Annotated in this window: 15 protein-coding genes; 13 read left to right on the top strand and 2 right to left on the bottom strand. The window is 72.4% G+C overall.

Annotated elements, in window-relative coordinates:
• Positions 1 to 3: 3 nt before the first annotated feature.
• Entirely contained in the window at positions 4 to 1,518 is a 1,515-nt protein-coding gene (locus tag ACIRL2_RS16675) for an aldehyde dehydrogenase family protein (RefSeq protein WP_402232729.1), read from the bottom strand.
• A 279-nt stretch (positions 1,519 to 1,797) separates the two neighbouring features.
• On the opposite strand from ACIRL2_RS16675, the gene ACIRL2_RS16670 reads away from it, so the two are divergent.
• The 6 genes from ACIRL2_RS16670 (at position 1,798) to ACIRL2_RS16645 (ending at position 7,734) form a co-directional block, all read left to right on the top strand.
• Entirely contained in the window at positions 1,798 to 3,195 is a 1,398-nt protein-coding gene (locus ACIRL2_RS16670) for an amidohydrolase family protein (protein WP_395871394.1), read from the top strand.
• A gap of 146 nt (positions 3,196 to 3,341) precedes the next feature.
• Positions 3,342 to 4,358, top strand: coding sequence for a zinc-binding dehydrogenase (locus ACIRL2_RS16665; RefSeq protein WP_395871396.1), 1,017 nt, complete (start codon positions 3,342 to 3,344; stop codon positions 4,356 to 4,358).
• 2 nt (positions 4,359 to 4,360) lie between these two features.
• A complete protein-coding gene (locus ACIRL2_RS16660) occupies positions 4,361 to 5,752 on the top strand; it encodes an FGGY-family carbohydrate kinase (protein WP_402232726.1) in 1,392 nt (463 codons plus the stop codon).
• Positions 5,737 to 6,126, top strand: a complete 390-nt coding sequence (locus ACIRL2_RS16655) for a VOC family protein (protein ID WP_395871400.1) — start codon at positions 5,737 to 5,739, stop codon at positions 6,124 to 6,126. The genes ACIRL2_RS16660 and ACIRL2_RS16655 overlap by 16 nt, the downstream gene beginning before the upstream one ends.
• Before the next feature lie 78 nt (positions 6,127 to 6,204).
• Positions 6,205 to 6,591 (top strand): VOC family protein, encoded by a 387-nt coding sequence (locus tag ACIRL2_RS16650; protein WP_331771502.1) that lies wholly within the window; start codon positions 6,205 to 6,207, stop codon positions 6,589 to 6,591.
• Between the two features lie 135 nt (positions 6,592 to 6,726).
• Positions 6,727 to 7,734, top strand: coding sequence for a hypothetical protein (locus tag ACIRL2_RS16645; protein ID WP_402232810.1), 1,008 nt, complete (start codon positions 6,727 to 6,729; stop codon positions 7,732 to 7,734).
• A 75-nt stretch (positions 7,735 to 7,809) separates the two neighbouring features.
• Here the strand turns inward: ACIRL2_RS16645 and ACIRL2_RS16640 are convergent, their stop codons facing one another.
• Positions 7,810 to 8,823, bottom strand: a complete 1,014-nt coding sequence (locus ACIRL2_RS16640; protein WP_395871405.1) for an aldo/keto reductase — start codon at positions 8,821 to 8,823, stop codon at positions 7,810 to 7,812.
• A 185-nt stretch (positions 8,824 to 9,008) separates the two neighbouring features.
• Here ACIRL2_RS16640 and ACIRL2_RS16635 point away from each other — a divergent pair, with 185 nt between their 5' ends.
• The 7 genes from ACIRL2_RS16635 (at position 9,009) to fdxA (ending at position 16,081) form a co-directional block, all read left to right on the top strand.
• On the top strand, positions 9,009 to 10,208 hold the full coding sequence (locus ACIRL2_RS16635; RefSeq protein ID WP_402232721.1) for an aromatic ring-hydroxylating dioxygenase subunit alpha: 1,200 nt from the start codon (positions 9,009 to 9,011) through the stop codon (positions 10,206 to 10,208).
• Between the two features lie 235 nt (positions 10,209 to 10,443).
• On the top strand, positions 10,444 to 10,941 hold the full coding sequence (locus ACIRL2_RS16630) for a VOC family protein (protein WP_395871409.1): 498 nt from the start codon (positions 10,444 to 10,446) through the stop codon (positions 10,939 to 10,941).
• On the top strand, positions 10,938 to 11,348 hold the full coding sequence (locus ACIRL2_RS16625; RefSeq protein WP_395871411.1) for a nuclear transport factor 2 family protein: 411 nt from the start codon (positions 10,938 to 10,940) through the stop codon (positions 11,346 to 11,348). The genes ACIRL2_RS16630 and ACIRL2_RS16625 overlap by 4 nt, the downstream gene beginning before the upstream one ends.
• Positions 11,349 to 11,393: 45 nt before the next feature.
• Complete coding sequence (locus ACIRL2_RS16620) at positions 11,394 to 12,194, top strand: class I fructose-bisphosphate aldolase (protein WP_402232717.1); 801 nt, start codon at positions 11,394 to 11,396, stop codon at positions 12,192 to 12,194.
• Between the two features lie 659 nt (positions 12,195 to 12,853).
• The gene (locus ACIRL2_RS16615; RefSeq protein ID WP_402232715.1) at positions 12,854 to 14,722 is read left to right on the top strand and encodes a 2-oxoacid:acceptor oxidoreductase subunit alpha; all 1,869 of its coding nucleotides are present in this window, start codon (positions 12,854 to 12,856) and stop codon (positions 14,720 to 14,722) included.
• On the top strand, positions 14,715 to 15,779 hold the full coding sequence (locus ACIRL2_RS16610; RefSeq protein ID WP_402232712.1) for a 2-oxoacid:ferredoxin oxidoreductase subunit beta: 1,065 nt from the start codon (positions 14,715 to 14,717) through the stop codon (positions 15,777 to 15,779). The genes ACIRL2_RS16615 and ACIRL2_RS16610 overlap by 8 nt, the downstream gene beginning before the upstream one ends.
• Positions 15,776 to 16,081: a ferredoxin gene (fdxA, locus tag ACIRL2_RS16605; RefSeq protein ID WP_395871419.1), complete on the top strand. Its 306-nt coding sequence runs from the start codon at positions 15,776 to 15,778 to the stop codon at positions 16,079 to 16,081. Before ACIRL2_RS16610 ends, fdxA begins: the two co-directional genes overlap by 4 nt.
• Positions 16,082 to 16,118: the final 37 nt, after the last annotated feature.

The raw sequence follows: 16,118 nt of genomic DNA, 5'->3' as shown, positions 1-16,118 counted from the left end.
GCTTCACCCGCTGTGCACCTGGACGTTCACCGCCTTGGTACGGGTGTACGCGTCCACGCCGGTCCGGGCGAACCCGCTGGCCCGGCGCGGCTCGCCGCGTCCGCCGTTCATGTCCGGCGCGAAATGGCAGTTCACGTTGACCTCGCCGCAGTCCAGCGCGTCCGAGAAGCGGAACGCGCGCTCGATGTCGCGGGTGAACACCGTGCCGTTGAGGCCGTACCGGGTGCCGTTCGCCAGCGCGATCGCCTCGGCCTCGTCGCGGAACGGCATCGCGGCCAGCACCGGCCCGAACACCTCCTCCTGCTCCACCTCGCACCCATGGCGCACTCGGCCCAGCACGGTCGGCGCGACATAGGTCGGCAGGAGGCCGTCCGGAAGGGCGGGTTTGCCCACCACCGAGGCGTCGCCCGCGTCCAGGGCCCGGCTCACGAAACCGCGCACCCGGTCCGCGTGGCGCTCGTTGATCAAGGGTCCGATGAAGGTGTCCGGATGCAGCGCGTCGCCCACCGGCAGGGTGGCCGCCGCCGCCGCGACCGCCTCCACCACCTGGTCGTAGACCGATTCCTCGACCAGCAGCCGGCTGCCCGCGACGCACACCTCGCCCATGTTCACGAACGCGGCCATCATCGCCCAGCCCACCGCCTGGTCCAAGTCGGCGTCGGCGAACACCACCACCGGCGACTTGCCGCCCAGTTCCAGATGTACGGGGGTGAGGTTGCGCGCGGCGGCGGCCAGCACGTGTCGGCCGGTCTCGGTGCCGCCGGTCAGGCTGATCAGGTCGATCCGCCGGTCGGTGATCAACCGCTCGCCGACCGTCGAGCCCGGGCCCAGCACGATGTTCAACACCCCCGCCGGCAGCCCGGCGGCGGTCAGGATCCGGCCCAGCTCGACCAGCGTCACCACCGCGTCCACCGGCGGCTTGGCCACGATCGAGCACCCGGCCGCGAGCGCCGAGGCGATCCGCTGGCTGCCCGTCATCAGCGGCCCGTTCCACGGCAACAACTCGGCCACCACGCCGGCCGGCTCGCGCAGCCGCAACGTCAACAGGTCCGGGCCGCCGCCGGGCAGCAGGTCCGGCGGGAAGGACGAGCGGCGCACGTCACCGTGCGTGGTGCGACAGATCGCCGCCGCGTACGAGAACGCGTTGGCCGCCTCGTACACGTCGTTGGTCAGCGCCCCCGAGACCGCCTTCCCGGTGTCCATCGCCTCCAGCGCGGCCAGCCGAGGCGCGTCCGCGCGGATCGCCGCGGCCGCCGCCTCCAATACCTCGGCCTTGCGCGGGCCCGGCATGCGCTGCCACACCTTCGCGTCGAAACTGGACCGGGCCGCGGCGATCGCGCCCTCGACCTCGGCGTCGCTCGCCGCCAGCCAGGAGGCGACCTGCCCGCCGGTCGAGGGGTCGAACACCGGCCGCGCCGCACCGTCGAACGACTCGTGTCCGCCGATCAACTGCGGATACGGGTCCGGGCGCAGCCAGTCGGCGCGGATGCGCGGCTCGCTGGTGGTGGTGTCGGACATGCGGCAACTCCCTGGACGCGGCGGACGAACCTTCGAGCCGTACGCCGTGCCGGGCGCCGCAACCTGGTATGCCTCGCCCGACACGGCACCGGTGCCGCGCCGGCGAGGGTCGCCCGGCGCCGGGCGCGGCACCAGGCCAGGTTTGCCCTCGTCGCCCTGTGCTCGCATTGTGTCCCCGGCATGTACTGGGCCCACTTGATTGTGCTCCCGGCCACGATGCCTGCGGACGGCACCGGGCCTAGTGTCCCCAGACATGGTGAGTTCGCAGGTGAGAGCAACGTGAACGGCGCCGGGCCGACGCGGCCCGACCTGTTGGTCGTGGGCGGTGACGTGGTCACCATGAACGCGCGCCGCGAGGTGTTGCTGGGCGGCACCGTCGCCGTCGCGGGCGAGCGCATCCTGGCCGTCGGCGCCACCGGCGAGCTGCGGGCGCGCTGGCCGGGCACCCCCGAACTGGACGCGAGCGACTGCGTGGTCACGCCCGGCATGGTCAACGCGCACCTGCACCAGACCGGCGACCCGCTGGCGCGCGCCCGGATCCCGGACGACCTGCCGCCGGGCGCCTCCGTCGACACCTGGGCGGTGCCGCTGCACGCGGCGCACCGACCCGCCGACGACACGCTGTCCGCGCTGCTGGCCGGCGTGGAGAGCGTGCGCAACGGCGTCACCACGATCATCGAGGCGGGCACCGTGGCCCACCCCCACCGGGTGGCCGCCGCGATGACCGAGGTCGGTGTGCGCGGCGGGATCGGCGCGTGGGGCTGGGACGTGCCCGGCGCCCCGTTCGCCGCGCCCGCCGCCGAGGTGCTGGACCGGCTCGCCGCGCTGGTCGACGCCTACCCGGCGGGCGGCCCAGTCGAGGCCTGGGTCACCCTGGTCGGGCACGGCCTGGCCTCGGACGAACTGCTGGCCGGCGCGGCCGACCTGGCCCGGGGCACCGGCGCGCGGATGACGATGCACCTGTCGCCGTCCGGCGCCGACCCCGACGACTACCTGCGGCGCACCGGGCGCCGGCCCGTACTGCACCTGGCCGACCTGGGTGTACTGGGCCCGCACCTGCTGCTCGCGCACGCGGTGTGGCTCGACGACGCCGAGATCGAGGCGCTGTTGGCGAGCCGTAGCGCGGTCGCCTACTGCCCGTGGGCGTACCTGCGGCTGGGCCAGGGCGTCACCCGGGCCGGGCGGCATGCCGAGTTGCTGCGCCGCGGCGGCCGGCTCGCGCTGGGCACGGACGCGGGCAACGCCGCCGACTCGGCCGACCTGCTGCGCACCGCCGCGCTCGCGGTCGGCCTGGCCAAGGACATGGCCGTCGACCCCACCGGCCCCGGCGCCGCCGAGGCCCTGGAATGGGCCACCATCGGCGGCGCCGAGGCGGTCGGCATGGCCGATCGGGTCGGCTCGCTGGAACCCGGCAAGTACGCCGACCTGGTCGTGCACGACGCCACCGGTCCCCAGTGGACCCCGCGTGGCGACATCGCCCAGCAGTTGGTGTGGTCCGGCGACGGCCGCTCGGTCCGCGACGTGCTGATCGGCGGACGGGCCGTGGTCCGCGACCACGTGTGCGTCACCGTCGACGAAGGCGCGCTGCGCACCGAGGCGGCGCGCGCGTCCCGAGCGTTGCTCGCCCGGGCGGGCGTACCGCTGCGGTCGCGGTGGCCCACGCTGCCCGCGTCCTGAGTGCCGACGCGGCCGCGTACCGGGTGCCGAAGCCGCCCGCGACCCGGGTTCCGACGCCGCCCGCGTACCGAGTTCGCCCGCCGCCCGCGTCCCGATTTCCGCACCCGCCGTTGATCGCCACCCAATCCCCAACCGAGGAGCCCCACATGCGAGTTGCCGTAGTCACCGCCCCCGAGCAGGTCGATCTGCGCGAGGAGCCGGTCCCCGAGGTCGGGCCCGAGGACGTGCTCGTGCGGGTCGGGCGCACCGGACTGTGCACCATGGAGCGCCGGCTCTACCTGGGCACCAAGCCGATCTACCCGGTCGCCCCCGGCCACGAGGTCGCCGGCGAGGTGGTCGCGGTCGGCGACGCCGTCGCCGGGCTGCCCGGAGTCGCGGCCGTCGGCGACACGGTCACCGTCGACCTGCTCACCCGGTGCGGTACCTGCACGTCGTGTCGGCGCGGGCGCAGCGCGCTGTGCAAACGACCGCAGGGCGGTGCGCTGGCCGACGGCACCATATCGATGGGTGCCGGCTTCGCCGAGTTCGTCAAGGTCAAGGCGCTCCAGGCGTTCCGTACCGGCGACGCGCCGATCGCGCACGCCGCGATGGGCGAACCGCTGGCGTGCGTCGCGCACTCGGCCCGATTGGGCGGACTGCGCGCGGGCGACCGGGTGGCGGTGATCGGCGCCGGGTACATGGGTCGCCTGCACTTGGCCCTGGCCCGGTTCAAGGGCGCCGCGTCGGTCGGGCTGATCGACATCAGCCCGGAGCGCCTGACCCAGGCCCGCGAGGCCGGCGCCGATTGGACGAGCACCCCGGAGGAGGCCGCCGCCGGCGGGAAGCAGGACGTCGTCTTCGTCACCGCCGGTGCCCCGGGCGCGCTGGAGACCGCGCTGTCCCTGTGCGACGACGGCGGCACCGTGGTGCTGTTCGGCGCCTTCCCGAAGGACGTCCTGGCCGGGGTCGGCCCGGACCACGTGCACCACCACGAACTGAGCATCGTCGGCGTGTACAGCCAGGAGCCGCAGGACTGGACCGAGGCCGCCGCGATCATCGCCTCGGGCCGGCTCGCCGCCGAACTGGACGCGCTGGTCACCGCGACGTACGCGCTCACCGACGTCGACGCGGCCTTCCGACTGGCCGCCGAGTCGCCGGTCTATCGCGTCCTCGTGGGCGGCTGAGCGTGGCCGGCACCCCCGGGGTCGTCGTCGGCGTCGACGTCGGGAGCAATTCGGTACGCGCCCTCGCGCTCGACCCGGCCGGCGCAGTCCTGGGCGCGACCACCGCCGGCTACCCCGGCGCGGCGACCTGGCGGCCCGGACACGCCGATCCGTACGCGTGGTTCGCGGCCACCGCGCAGGCGCTCGCGAAGTTGCGCGCGCTCGTGCCCGGCGCGGCCCGTCCCGCCGCGCTGTGCCTGGGCGGGCAGAGTCCGACCACCGTTCCCGACGGCGTGCCGCACACCGGTTCCGATGCCGCGCTGACCTGCCGGCACCCGGCGGGCGCGACCGGCTCACCAGTCGAACAGCACCACGCGCAGCACGCCGCGCTGCGCGCCGCGCACGGACCCGACGTGCGGGCCTGGCAGCTCTACGACTGGCTGGCCGCGCGGTTCGGCGCGGAGCGCGCGCAGGCCCGCTGGCCCGGCGATCCGCCGCTGACCGACTACGGACCGATCGCGGCCACCGGATCGGTGGTGGGCACGGTCGGCACCGGGCACGACGTCGCGGCGGGCACCCCGCTGGTGGCCGGCGCGCAGGACGCGTACCTGGCGTTCTGGGCGGGCGGCCTGGATCGGCCCGGCCGGGCGATGGACCCCGGCGGGCGCACCGGCGGCCTGGCCGTCGCGGTGGCCGCCGGCTCACCCGCCGCGGACGCCTACGCGCTGCCCTCGGCGGTGCCCGGCGTCGACATCGTCGGTGGCCCGGTCGCCGCGCACGGCCTGATCCTGGAGTGGCTGCGCGACCTGACCGGGCGCGACGTGCGCGACCTGCTCACGCTGGCCGCCGCGGTACCGCCCGGCGCGCGCGGCGTGCTGGTACTGCCCTATCTGGAGGGCGAACGCGCGCCCCGATGGAACCGCGAACTGCGCGGCGAGGTCTTCGGGCTGAGCGCGGGCGCGGGCCCCGGCGAGCTGGCCCGCGCCGTGCTGGAGGGCACCGCGTACGGCCTGGCGCACATCGCGACGGGACTCGGCGCGCGGGGCGCCCGCCTGGACACGCTGGTCTGCGCCGGTTCGCCCGCGCGCAGTCCGCTGTGGTGCTCGATCAAGGCCGCCGTACTGGGTGTGCCGGTCGAGGTGCCCGCGGAGACCGACCTCGCCGCCTACGGCGCGGCGCTCGCGGCCGGCGCCGGGGCGCACTGGTGGCCCGCGCCCGGTGCCGGGTCGGCGGGCGACTGGCCGCGACCGGCGATGACCGTGCTCGATCCCCACCCACACCCCGAGTACGCGGCCGGTCTGCGCCGCTTCCTCGAACTGGGCGACGCCGCACAGGCGCGCCTGGCCGCATCACCCACATCGTCCGACACCCCCGTTCCGACCCCCTCCGAGGAGCCGACGTGCCCAATCCGGTGATCTTCATGGACCTGCCGACCCCCGACGTGGAGGCCACCTCGGCGTTCTACGCGGAGCTGTTCGACTGGGACTTCAAGCGGCGACCCGCCGGCGAGTTCAGCGAGGTGCTCCCGGGGGTCAAGCCCAACCTCGGGATCCGCCGCGAGTCGCGCCCGGCGGTGGGGCCGGTGCCGCGCATCTACGTGATGGTCGACGAGCCGCCCGTCTACCTCGACAAGGCGGTCGCGGCCGGTGCGAGCGTGTTGTGGGAGGAGAAGCCGTGGGCCGAGTTCGAGGCCCGCTACGCGGCGTTCCGCGACCCGTGGGGCAACGAGGTCGTGCTGTGGCGCGACAAGGGCACCTACTTCACCCACGGGCACGCCCACCAGGTCTGAGCCCGCGTCGGATCCCGAGTCCGATGCCGCGTCACATCCCGTTCGGTACACCCGAGTTCCCCCGGAAAGGACCCCCGCATGACCAACACCCTGGTCTTCGTCGACATGCCCACGCCCGACGTCGACGCCACCACCGAGTTCTACCGCGAGTTGTTCGGCTGGACCATCAACCCGCGCCCGCAGGGCGTCTTCCACCAGATAGTCCCCGGAGAGGGATTGCACCTGGGCCTGTACGACGAGGTCGCCCAGGTGCCCGACCCGGCGCCGCTGCCCCAGCAGGCGCGCGCCGGTCTGCACGCCCGCGTCTACATCCTGGTCGACGCGGCACCCAGCGAATACCTGAACAAGGCCGTGCTGCTGGGCGCGACCGCGCTGTGGGAGCAGTGCTTCTGGGAGGAGTTCGGCGGGCACCACGCCTCGTTCCTGGACCCGTGGGGGAACCAGATCGTGATGTGGGAGAAGTGAGGTAACGCCGCACCCGGACGGCCGTACGCCCGTACCCACGATCCGCACCTGATCGCGGGTACGGGCGTATCCACGCCCTGCGGACCCGTACCCCCGCAGGGTGCGGCGCCGGGCGTCGACGGTTCGCATACTCGACTGCATGAACACCAACGGGCATCTCGCCGACTTCCTCCGCGCCCGCCGCGGTGGCCTGCGACCCGAGGACGTCGGGCTGCGGACCTACGCTTCGTCACGGCCGCTCCGGCCGGCGCGGCGCCGGTGACCGGCAGGCCGCTTACCGATGTCCGGATCGCCGCGCACTTCGACCTGGCCGCAGGGCAGCAGGCGGAGAACATCAGCCTGTCGCCCGACGGCTCGGCGTACATCACCTTCGCCCGCAGCCGCCAGGTGGCCCGGGTCGACGCACGCGGCACGACCCGCATCCTGGCGACCCTGCCCGCGCCCGCCGACGGCGGCGCGCACCCGCCGGCTCTCGACGCGCCGATGGCCACCGGCATCGTGCGCACCTCCGACGGCACGGTGTACGTGTTGTACGCGGCCGGCACCGCCGACCTGACCGGGTTGTGGCGCATACGCCCCGGCGGCGCCCCCCGGCGCATCGCCGCGTTGCCCGCCGACGGCGTGCCCAACGGTCTGGCCCTGGATCCGCAGGCCAAGCGCCTCTACATCGCCGACTCGGTGCTCGGCACAATCTGGACCGTCCCGGTCGCGGGCGGCACGCCGACCGCGTGGTCCACCGCCCCCGAACTCGCCTCGACCGGATTCCTCGGGGCCAACGGCGCGAAGGTCCACGACGGCGCGTTGTGGGTGACCAATCTGGACCGGGGCACCCTGCTGCGCATTCCGATTCGCGCCGACAACCGCGCCGGAACGCCGCAGGTCAAGGCATCCGGCCTGGCCGGCATCGACGACATCGCGTTCACCGGGACCGGCGACGAGCTGCTCGCCGCGGTCAACGCCCCGAACCGGGTCGTGCGGGTGCGATCGGACGGCGCCGTGAGCACCGTCCTGGTCGCCGGCGACGGGCTGCAGAACCCCACGTCCGTCGCGATGCGCGGGCGCGAGGTGTATGTGCTCAGCGCTGCCTTCTTCACGGCCGCCGACCCCAACCTGCTGCGCGCCCGCCTGGGCGGCCGGCGGTAGACGGTCGGCAGTTCGGTCGGCGGTGGGAGGCCGCCGGACCGGCGGAGGCGTTCCCCCACCCGGGCGGGCCGGAGCTCAGCCCCGGTGCAGGATCGGGCGCGGGTAGGGGGAATCCGCCGGGTTGACGTCCGTGCCGGGGGGCACCAGGGCGTCCAGGCGGGTCAGCGTCTGAGGGGTCAACCGCACGTCGCAGGCGCCGAGTTGGGACTCCAGTTGCTCCTCGGTGCGCGGGCCGATGATCGCCGACGTGACGTTCGGGTGGGCCAACGCGAAGGCGAGGGCCAGTTCCGGCAGCGAGCAGCCGGCGTCCTCGGCGATCGCGGCGAACTCCTCGACCAGCGCGGTCTTCGCGGCCCGCACCGCGGCGTCCGCGTGGTCGAAGTGCTCGGCGTTGCGCACGGCCCGCGAATCGGCCGAAACGGCTTGCCCCGCACGGTACTTGCCGGTCAGCCAGCCGCCATTGAGCGGACTGAACACCAGCACGCCCAGGCCGTACCGCCCACACGTGGGCAGTGCGGCCGTCTCCGCATGCCGGGCGAACGCCGAGTACGCGAGTTGCTCCACCGTGAAGCGCTCGTGCCCGCGCCGCTCGGCCACCCACTGCGCCTCGACGATGGCCTCCGCGGGCAGTGCGGAGGAGCCGATCGCGCGCACCTTGCCCTGGCGGATCAGGTCGCTCAGCGCGCCGAGCGTCTCGTCCGGGTCGGCGCTCGGGTCGGGGCGGTGCATTTGATACAGGTCGAGGTAGTCGGTGTCCAGGCGGCGCAGGCTGTCCTCGACCGCGCGGATGATCCAGCGTCGGGAGGCGCCCCGGTGCAGCGGCGCGTCCGGGTCCATCGCCTCGCCGAACTTGGTCGCCAACACGACGTCGTCACGCCGCCCCTTGAGCGCCTTGGCCAGGATCGCCTCGCTCTCGCCGAACGCGTACACGTCGGCGGTGTCCACCAGGTTGATCCCGGCGTCGAGCGCGCGATGCACCATCCGGACGCACGCGTCGTGGTCCGGGTTGCCCCACGCGCCGAACATCATCGTGCCCAGGCACAGTCGGCTGACCCGCATGCCGGTGCGACCGAGCGAGGTGTACTCCACGGGTGCCCTCCAAAGGTGATCATCGGACGTCCTCCCCCGAGGCTGGCACGGCGGCGCGTGTGCACCGATGTGGTCCCGGCGCAGCGCACGGGCCGTTTGTTCGTGCCTCAAGCACATATCGGGGCCGTTTCCCGGCGCCTACCTTCGGTCGTATCGCAAACATCCCAGGTGACGGGGAGGAAGCTGTGCCGACTGACCAGCTTGGGGCTGCGGAACTTGCCCTGGACGAGCGGGTGGCGGAACTTCGCCGGACCGCGGCGGCGCGAGAGGGCGACGGGCTCGTGGTCGCTCCCCTGCCGAGCGAGATGTTGCAGCCGTGGGAGGTCTGGGACCGGGACCTGTTCGACCTGGAGATGATCCGGGTGTTCGCCCGCTCGTGGGTGTGGCTGGGCGACACGGAGGACCTGCGCCGGCCCGGCGACTTCATCACCGGACGGATCGGCAGCCAGTCGGTCCTGGTGGTCAAGCAGCGGGACGGCTCGATCAAGGGCTTCCTGAACAACTGCCGGCACCGTGCCTCGGGCGTCGCGTTCGGCGCGGCGGGCAACTGCGGCAAGGCGTTCGCTTGCCCGTACCACGCCTGGACCTACGGTCTCGACGGCAAGCTGCTGTCGATTCCGGACATGAACCGGATGTACGGTCCGGACTTCCCCGTGCAGCAGTACGGCCTGGTGCCGATCCGGGTGCACGTGGCCTTCGACAAGCTGGTGTTCGCGTGCCTGTCGCACAAGGCGCCGACGTTCGAGGAGTGGATCGCGCCGCTGCTGCCGCGCTACACGGCGTACAAGATCGGCGAGTACCACCGCTACCACCGCGAGTTGGACGAGGAGTACCCGTTCAACTGGAAGGCGTTCGTGGAGAACTCCAACGACGACTACCACGTGCGGTTCGTGCACCGGCGGCTCAACAAGGTGCGCAAGCAGATGGACACCATCGTGCGCTTCGAGGGCCGGACCACCAGCGGGTACAAGCCGCACAGCGACGCGTACGACATGTCGCTCGGGCGCACCGACCTGGGCGAGGAGGACCTGCGCGGGAGCTACGCGGAGTTCGTCTATCCCAATCTGACGCCGCTGCCCTACGCGTCCCAGCTCATCATGGTCCGCGCGGACCCGCTCGCGCCGGACCGGACCCGGCTGTTCTCCCGGATCTACGGGCTGACCGACGACATCGAGCTCCAGGAGCGCGAGCTGGTCAACCTGGAGCTGACGAACAAGGAGGACACGGACATGGTGACCGTGCTCATGGAGAACCTGCGTTCGCCGTTCTATCGGGTCGGTCCGCCCAGCGCGTGGGAGGGCCGTGCCCAGCACATGATGCGGCAGATCCGGCAGGACGTGGCCACGCCGCTGGCGGCGGACGAGTTCGACGGGCCGATCAAGTGAGCGGTCGACGGTCTGCCCGGCCGATCGGCCGACGGTCGGTTCACCGATCGACCGCGGTGGGTTTGACCGATCGGCCGCGGTCGGTTTGACCGATCGGCCGCGGTCGGTTTGACCGATCGGCCGACGGACGATTGGCCCATCGACCGAGGTCGATGACATCGACCGACCCTTCGCGTGCGTCTCGCCGCAGAGTGCACCAACCCCGACACACCGGAACGTGAGAGGAGCCACCGCGATGGAACCGACGCTGACCGAGGCCCGCTGGACCCATATCGCGCTGCCGTCGTCCGACCTGGAGGCGGCGATCGAGTTCTACACCTCCTTCACCCCGCTGGTGGTGGTCTCACGGCACAGCGATGCCGCCGGCTCGAACGCGTGGTTGTCCAACCCCAACCAGGTCCAGACCCCGTTCGTGCTGGTCCTGGTCGCCTTCGACAAGGACCGGGGCAACCCGCAGCCGCAACTGACGCCGTTCGCGCACCTGGGCATGGAGGTGGCCGCCCGCGAGGACGTGGACGCCATCGCGGACCGGGCCCGCGCGGCCGGATGCCTGCACTGGGAGCCGATGGACGTGCCGCCGCCGGTGGGCTATATCTGCGCGCTCAAGGACCCGGACGGCAATGTCGTCGAGATCTCGCACAACCAGCGGGTGTTCGCGGAGGTCCGCGAGTTGTGGGGCGACCGGGCGGACCGGGACGATCGGGTGGGCCGGGGCGACCGGGCCGACGCGTGAGCGACCCGGCGCGGACCCGGGAGGCCGTCGAGGCGTATGTCGCGGCGCTCAACTCCGGTGATCCGGAGCAGATCGCGGCGTGTGTGAGCGAGGACTTCCACAACGAGCACACCTCGGCGCTGGGCCGGAGCCTGCGGGGGCGGGCCGCGTACCGCGAGCGACTGCCGGTGTTCCTGGCCGAGTTCGAGGGTCTGCGGTACGCCGTCGAGGACCTGCTCGTGGACGGTGATCGGGCCGCCCTCGCGTACACCATGACCTTTCGCCCGCGCGGTTCGACGACCGGTGAACCGGTGCGGATCCGTGGGGTTTTCCGACTGCGTGTGGTGGCCGACCTGATCGCGCATCGCGTGGACTACTGGGACGGCGCCGAGTTCGAGCGGCAGGTCGCCGGCACCGAGAACCGCTGATCACTGCCGCCAACCATCGACCATCGACCATCGAAGGGAACGATTGTGCACACCTTTTCCGCCACTGGGGCAGGCAAGCTCCGCCGGATGCGCCGGATGTTCGGCGCGGACGGCCGCGCCGTGTTCGTCGCGATAGACCACGCCGCCTACATGGGCGAGGGGCCGCCGCTGGGCGAGCCGATGGCGCAGATCGCGGCCGGCGGGCCGGACGCGGTGCTGGCGACCTGGCATCTGGCCCGGGCCTACGCGGACACGTTCGCCGATTCCGGGCTGGTGTTGCGGATCGACGGCGGCGCCTCGGAGTTGGGCGACTTCGCGCCCGGTGACGTCACCGACATCATGCACCTGCCCGAGCAGGCGCTGAAGCTGGGCGCGGACTGTGTGGTCGTGCTGGCGTTTCCCGGTGCGCCCGACGAACACCTGTCGCTGCAACGGCTGGCCCGGCTCACCTCGGAGTGCGAACAGCTCGGCCTGCCGGTGATGGCCGAGATGATCCCCGGTGGGTGGGGCAAGGCGGTGCCGTGGACCACGGAAAACGTGGCCCGCGCGGCGCGGATCGGCGCGGAACTGGGCGCGGACATCGTCAAGACGGTGTGCCCTGGCCGGCCCGAGGAGTTCGCCGCCGTGGTCGCGGCGTGTCCGGTGCCGGTCGTTGCACTGGGCGGGCCGAAGTCGGACAGCGAGGACGAGGTCGTCGCGCTGGCTCGCGGGGTGGTCGAGGCGGGTGGTGCGGGGGTGGCCTTCGGCCGGAACGTGTGGGGGTCGGCCAAGCCGCAATTGCTGGTGGAGCGGTTGCGCGATGCGGTTCACCGCGAAGCCGTTCACCGCGAAGCGGTGGGGGGTTGATTTCGGGCTGCGGGCCGGTTTGATCCTCGAACGCGTGTCCTCACGCGCCGGGGGGCTGGATGGATGCCGGGCCGGGTGCATGGCCGGCCTGCGGCCTGCTTGTCCTCAAACGTCGGACGGGCTGAGAAGGTGCCGGACCGGGTGGATGGTGCCGGACCCGGTGAACGGGCCGGGCCGCGTGCATGGCCGGCCTGCGGCCCGCTTGTCCTCAAACGCCGGACGGGCTGAGAAGGTACCGGACCGGGTGGATGGTGCCGGACCAGGTGGATGGTGCCGGACCCGGTGAACGGGCCGGGCCGCATGCATGGCCGGCCTGCGGCCCGCTTGTCCTCAAACGCCGGACGGGCTGAGAAGGTACCGGACCGGGTGGATGGTGCCGGACCGGGTTGATGGTGCCGGACCAGGTTGATGGTGCCGGACCCGGTGAACGGGCCGCGCCGCATGCATGGCCGGCCTGCGGCCTGCTTGTCCTCAAACGTCGGACGGGCTGAGAAGGTGCCGGACCGGGTGGATGGTGCGGGACCGGGTTGATGGGTGCAGGGCGGCTTGGTTGTTGGGTGGTGGGGGCGGGCGGGTTGGGTTGGTTGGTCGTCCGGGGTTTTTTCTTTCTTTTGTGCCAGGTGTTGTCTTCGCCATGCCTGTGATCAGGAGTCGCGATCATGTCTCAACAGGTCATATCCGTATCCCGGGTGGTCGTTCGGTTCGCCGGTGACTCCGGCGACGGCATGCAGCTTGCCGGGGATCGGTTCACCGCGCAGACCGCGCTGTTCGGCAACGCCGTGTCCACCTTTCCCGACTTCCCGGCCGAGATCCGTGCCCCGGCGGGCACCTTGCACGGCGTCTCCGCCTTCCAGGTGCAGTTCGCCGACCATCGGGTCACCACCCCCGGCGACGCGGCCGACGTGCTGGTCGCGATGAATCCGGCCGCGCTGCGGGTGAACCTGCCCGATCTCCCGCGTGGTGCGCAGATCATCGCGGATGCCGACGAGTTCACCCCGCGCAATCTGGTCAAGGCGGGTTACCCGGCGGGCACGAACCCGCTCATCGACGACTCGTTGGCCGGATACCGGCTGCACGCGGTGCCGTTGACCGGCCTGACCGTCGAGGCGCTGCGCGCGTTCGAACTGCCACGCAAGGACGCCGAGCGGGCGAAGAACATGTTCGCTCTGGGCCTGGTGTCGTGGTTGTACCACCGCCCGACCGAGGCCACGGTGGCATTCCTGCGGCAGAAGTTCGCCGCCCGACCGAAACTGGCCGACGCCAACGTCGCGGCATTCACGGCGGGTTGGAACTTCGGTGAGACCACCGAGTCGTTCGCGGGCGGATATCAGGTCTCGGCCGCTCCGCGAACTCCCGGTCGGCATCGTACGATCACCGGCAACCGCGCCCTCGCCTACGGGCTGATCGCCGCCGCCGACCGGGCCGAACTTCCGTTGTTCCTGGGCTCGTACCCGATCACTCCGGCCTCCGACATCCTGCACGAGCTGAGTCGGCACCGGCACTTCGGGGTGACCACGTTCCAGGCCGAGGACGAGATCGCCGGTGTCGGGGCGGCGCTCGGCGCGGCCTTCGGCGGCGCCCTGGGAGTGACCACCACGTCCGGCCCCGGGCTCGCGCTCAAGGCGGAGACGATCGGACTGGCCGTCTCGCTCGAACTGCCGCTGGTGATCGTCGACGTCCAGCGCGGCGGCCCCTCGACCGGGCTGCCCACCAAGACCGAACAGGCCGACCTGTTCCAGGCGTTGTACGGGCGCAACGGCGAGTCGCCGGTCCCGGTGCTGGCCGCCTCCTCGCCCGGCGACTGCTTCCACGCGGCGGTCGAGGCGGTCCGGATCGCGGTCACCTACCGTACGCCGGTCGTGCTGCTCTCGGACGGCTACCTGGCCAACGGATCCGAGCCGTGGCCAGTCCCGGACTTGGAGGAACTGCCGACGATCGACCCGGCGTTCGCCACCGGGCCGAACGCGGTCGACGCGGCCGGCCGGCCGTGTTTCCAGCCCTATCTGCGCGATCCGCACACCCTGGCACGGCCGTGGGCGGTACCCGGCACGCCGGGTCTGGAGCACCGGGTCGGCGGCCTGGAGAAGGCCGACCGCACCGGCGAGATCTCCTACGACGCGGCCAACCACGAGTACATGGTGCGCACCCGGCGGGCCAAGGTGGACGGGATCACCCGCGATCTGCCGCCGCTCACCGTGGAGGACCCGGACGGGACCGCCGAGGTACTGGTGCTCGGGTGGGGCTCCACGGCCGGGCCGATCGCCGCCGCGTGCGCCGAGGTTCGCGCGGCGGGCGGCTCGGTGGCCCGGACCCACCTGCGCCATCTCGACCCGCTGCCGGCCGACCTCGGCGACCTGCTCGCCCGGTATCGGCGGGTGTTGGTCCCGGAGATGAATCTGGGTCAGCTCGCGCACCTGCTGCGTGCCCGGTACCCGGTCGACGTCGAATCCCTCACCCAGGTGCGCGGCATGCCGTTCAAGGTGGCCGAACTGCGCACCGCGATCGAGAAGGTCGCCGCCGATGTCTGAGTCACCACTCCTGACCATCGCCGGGCCGACGGCTGAACAACCGTTGTCCGCCCGCGACTTCCGCAGCGACCAGGAGGTGCGCTGGTGTCCCGGCTGCGGGGACTACGCGATCCTGGCCGCCGTACAAGGCTTCCTCCCCGAACTCGGTTTGCGCCGGGAGAACATCGTCTTCGTCTCGGGTATCGGCTGCTCCAGCCGCTTCCCGTACTACCTGGACACGTACGGCATGCACTCGATCCACGGCCGTGCCCCGGCGATCGCCACCGGACTGGCCGTCTCCCGACCGGATTTGAGTGTCTGGGTGGTCACCGGTGACGGCGACGCGCTCTCGATCGGCGGCAATCACCTGATCCACGCGCTGCGGCGCAACGTCAACCTGAAGATCCTGCTGTTCAACAACCGGATCTACGGCCTGACCAAGGGTCAGTACTCGCCGACCTCGGAAGCCGGGAAGATCACCAAGTCCACCCCCGCCGGCTCGCTCGACCACCCCTTCAACCCGGTCTCGCTCGCGCTCGGCGCCGAGGCGGGCTTCGTCGCCCGCACCATCGACTCCGATCGCAAGCACCTGACCTCGGTGCTGCGCGCGGCGGCGGCGCACGAGGGCACCGCACTGGTGGAGATCTACCAGAACTGCAACATCTTCAACGACGGCGCGTTCGAGCAGCTCAAAACGCCCGGTATTCGGGACGACTTCCTGCTGCGGCTCGAACACGGCGAGCCGATGCGCTACGGGCCGGACGGCGCCCGCACGGTGGTGCGCGACCCGGGCGGCGGGTTGCGGCCGGGCGGTCCCGAGGACACCGCCGTGACGCACGACGCGCACACCGCCGACCCGGTGCCCGCGTTCGCGCTGTCCCGGTTGCCGGAGGCGGGTGGACCCACCCCGATCGGGGTGTTCCGCAGCGTGCGGCGGCCCGCGTACGACCGCCAGGTGCTCGAACAGGGCCGGCGCGCGCTCGCCGAGCGCGGGCCGGGCAGTGTCGCCGACCTGCTCGGCGGCGGCGACACCTGGACGGTGCCCGAACCGAGATCGGCCGGAGGTGATCCCGCGTGACGTACGTCATCGGCGCGAACTGCGTGGACGTCAAGGACCTTACGTGCGTGGCGGAATGCCCGGTCGACTGCATCTACGAGGGCGACCGCATGCTCTACATCCATCCCGAGCAGTGCGTGGACTGCGGCGCGTGCGAGCCGGTCTGCCCGGTCGAGGCGATCTACCACGTGGACGACCTGCCCGCCGACTGGTTGTGGCACCTGGACGCCGCCGGGGAGGCCACGGCGGGCCGCGAGGACGCCGAACCGGTGTCCGACCCGCCGGCCGTGACCGCGCTGCCGGCCCGGGCGCCGAGCGGATGAACGCCACCGGCTCGGGCGCCGATCGCGTGCGCGGCGG

This window comes from Embleya sp. NPDC127516, from assembly GCF_044765325.1.
Lineage (GTDB): Bacteria > Actinomycetota > Actinomycetes > Streptomycetales > Streptomycetaceae > Embleya.
This window is presented reverse-complemented; position numbering and strand designations above follow the sequence as displayed.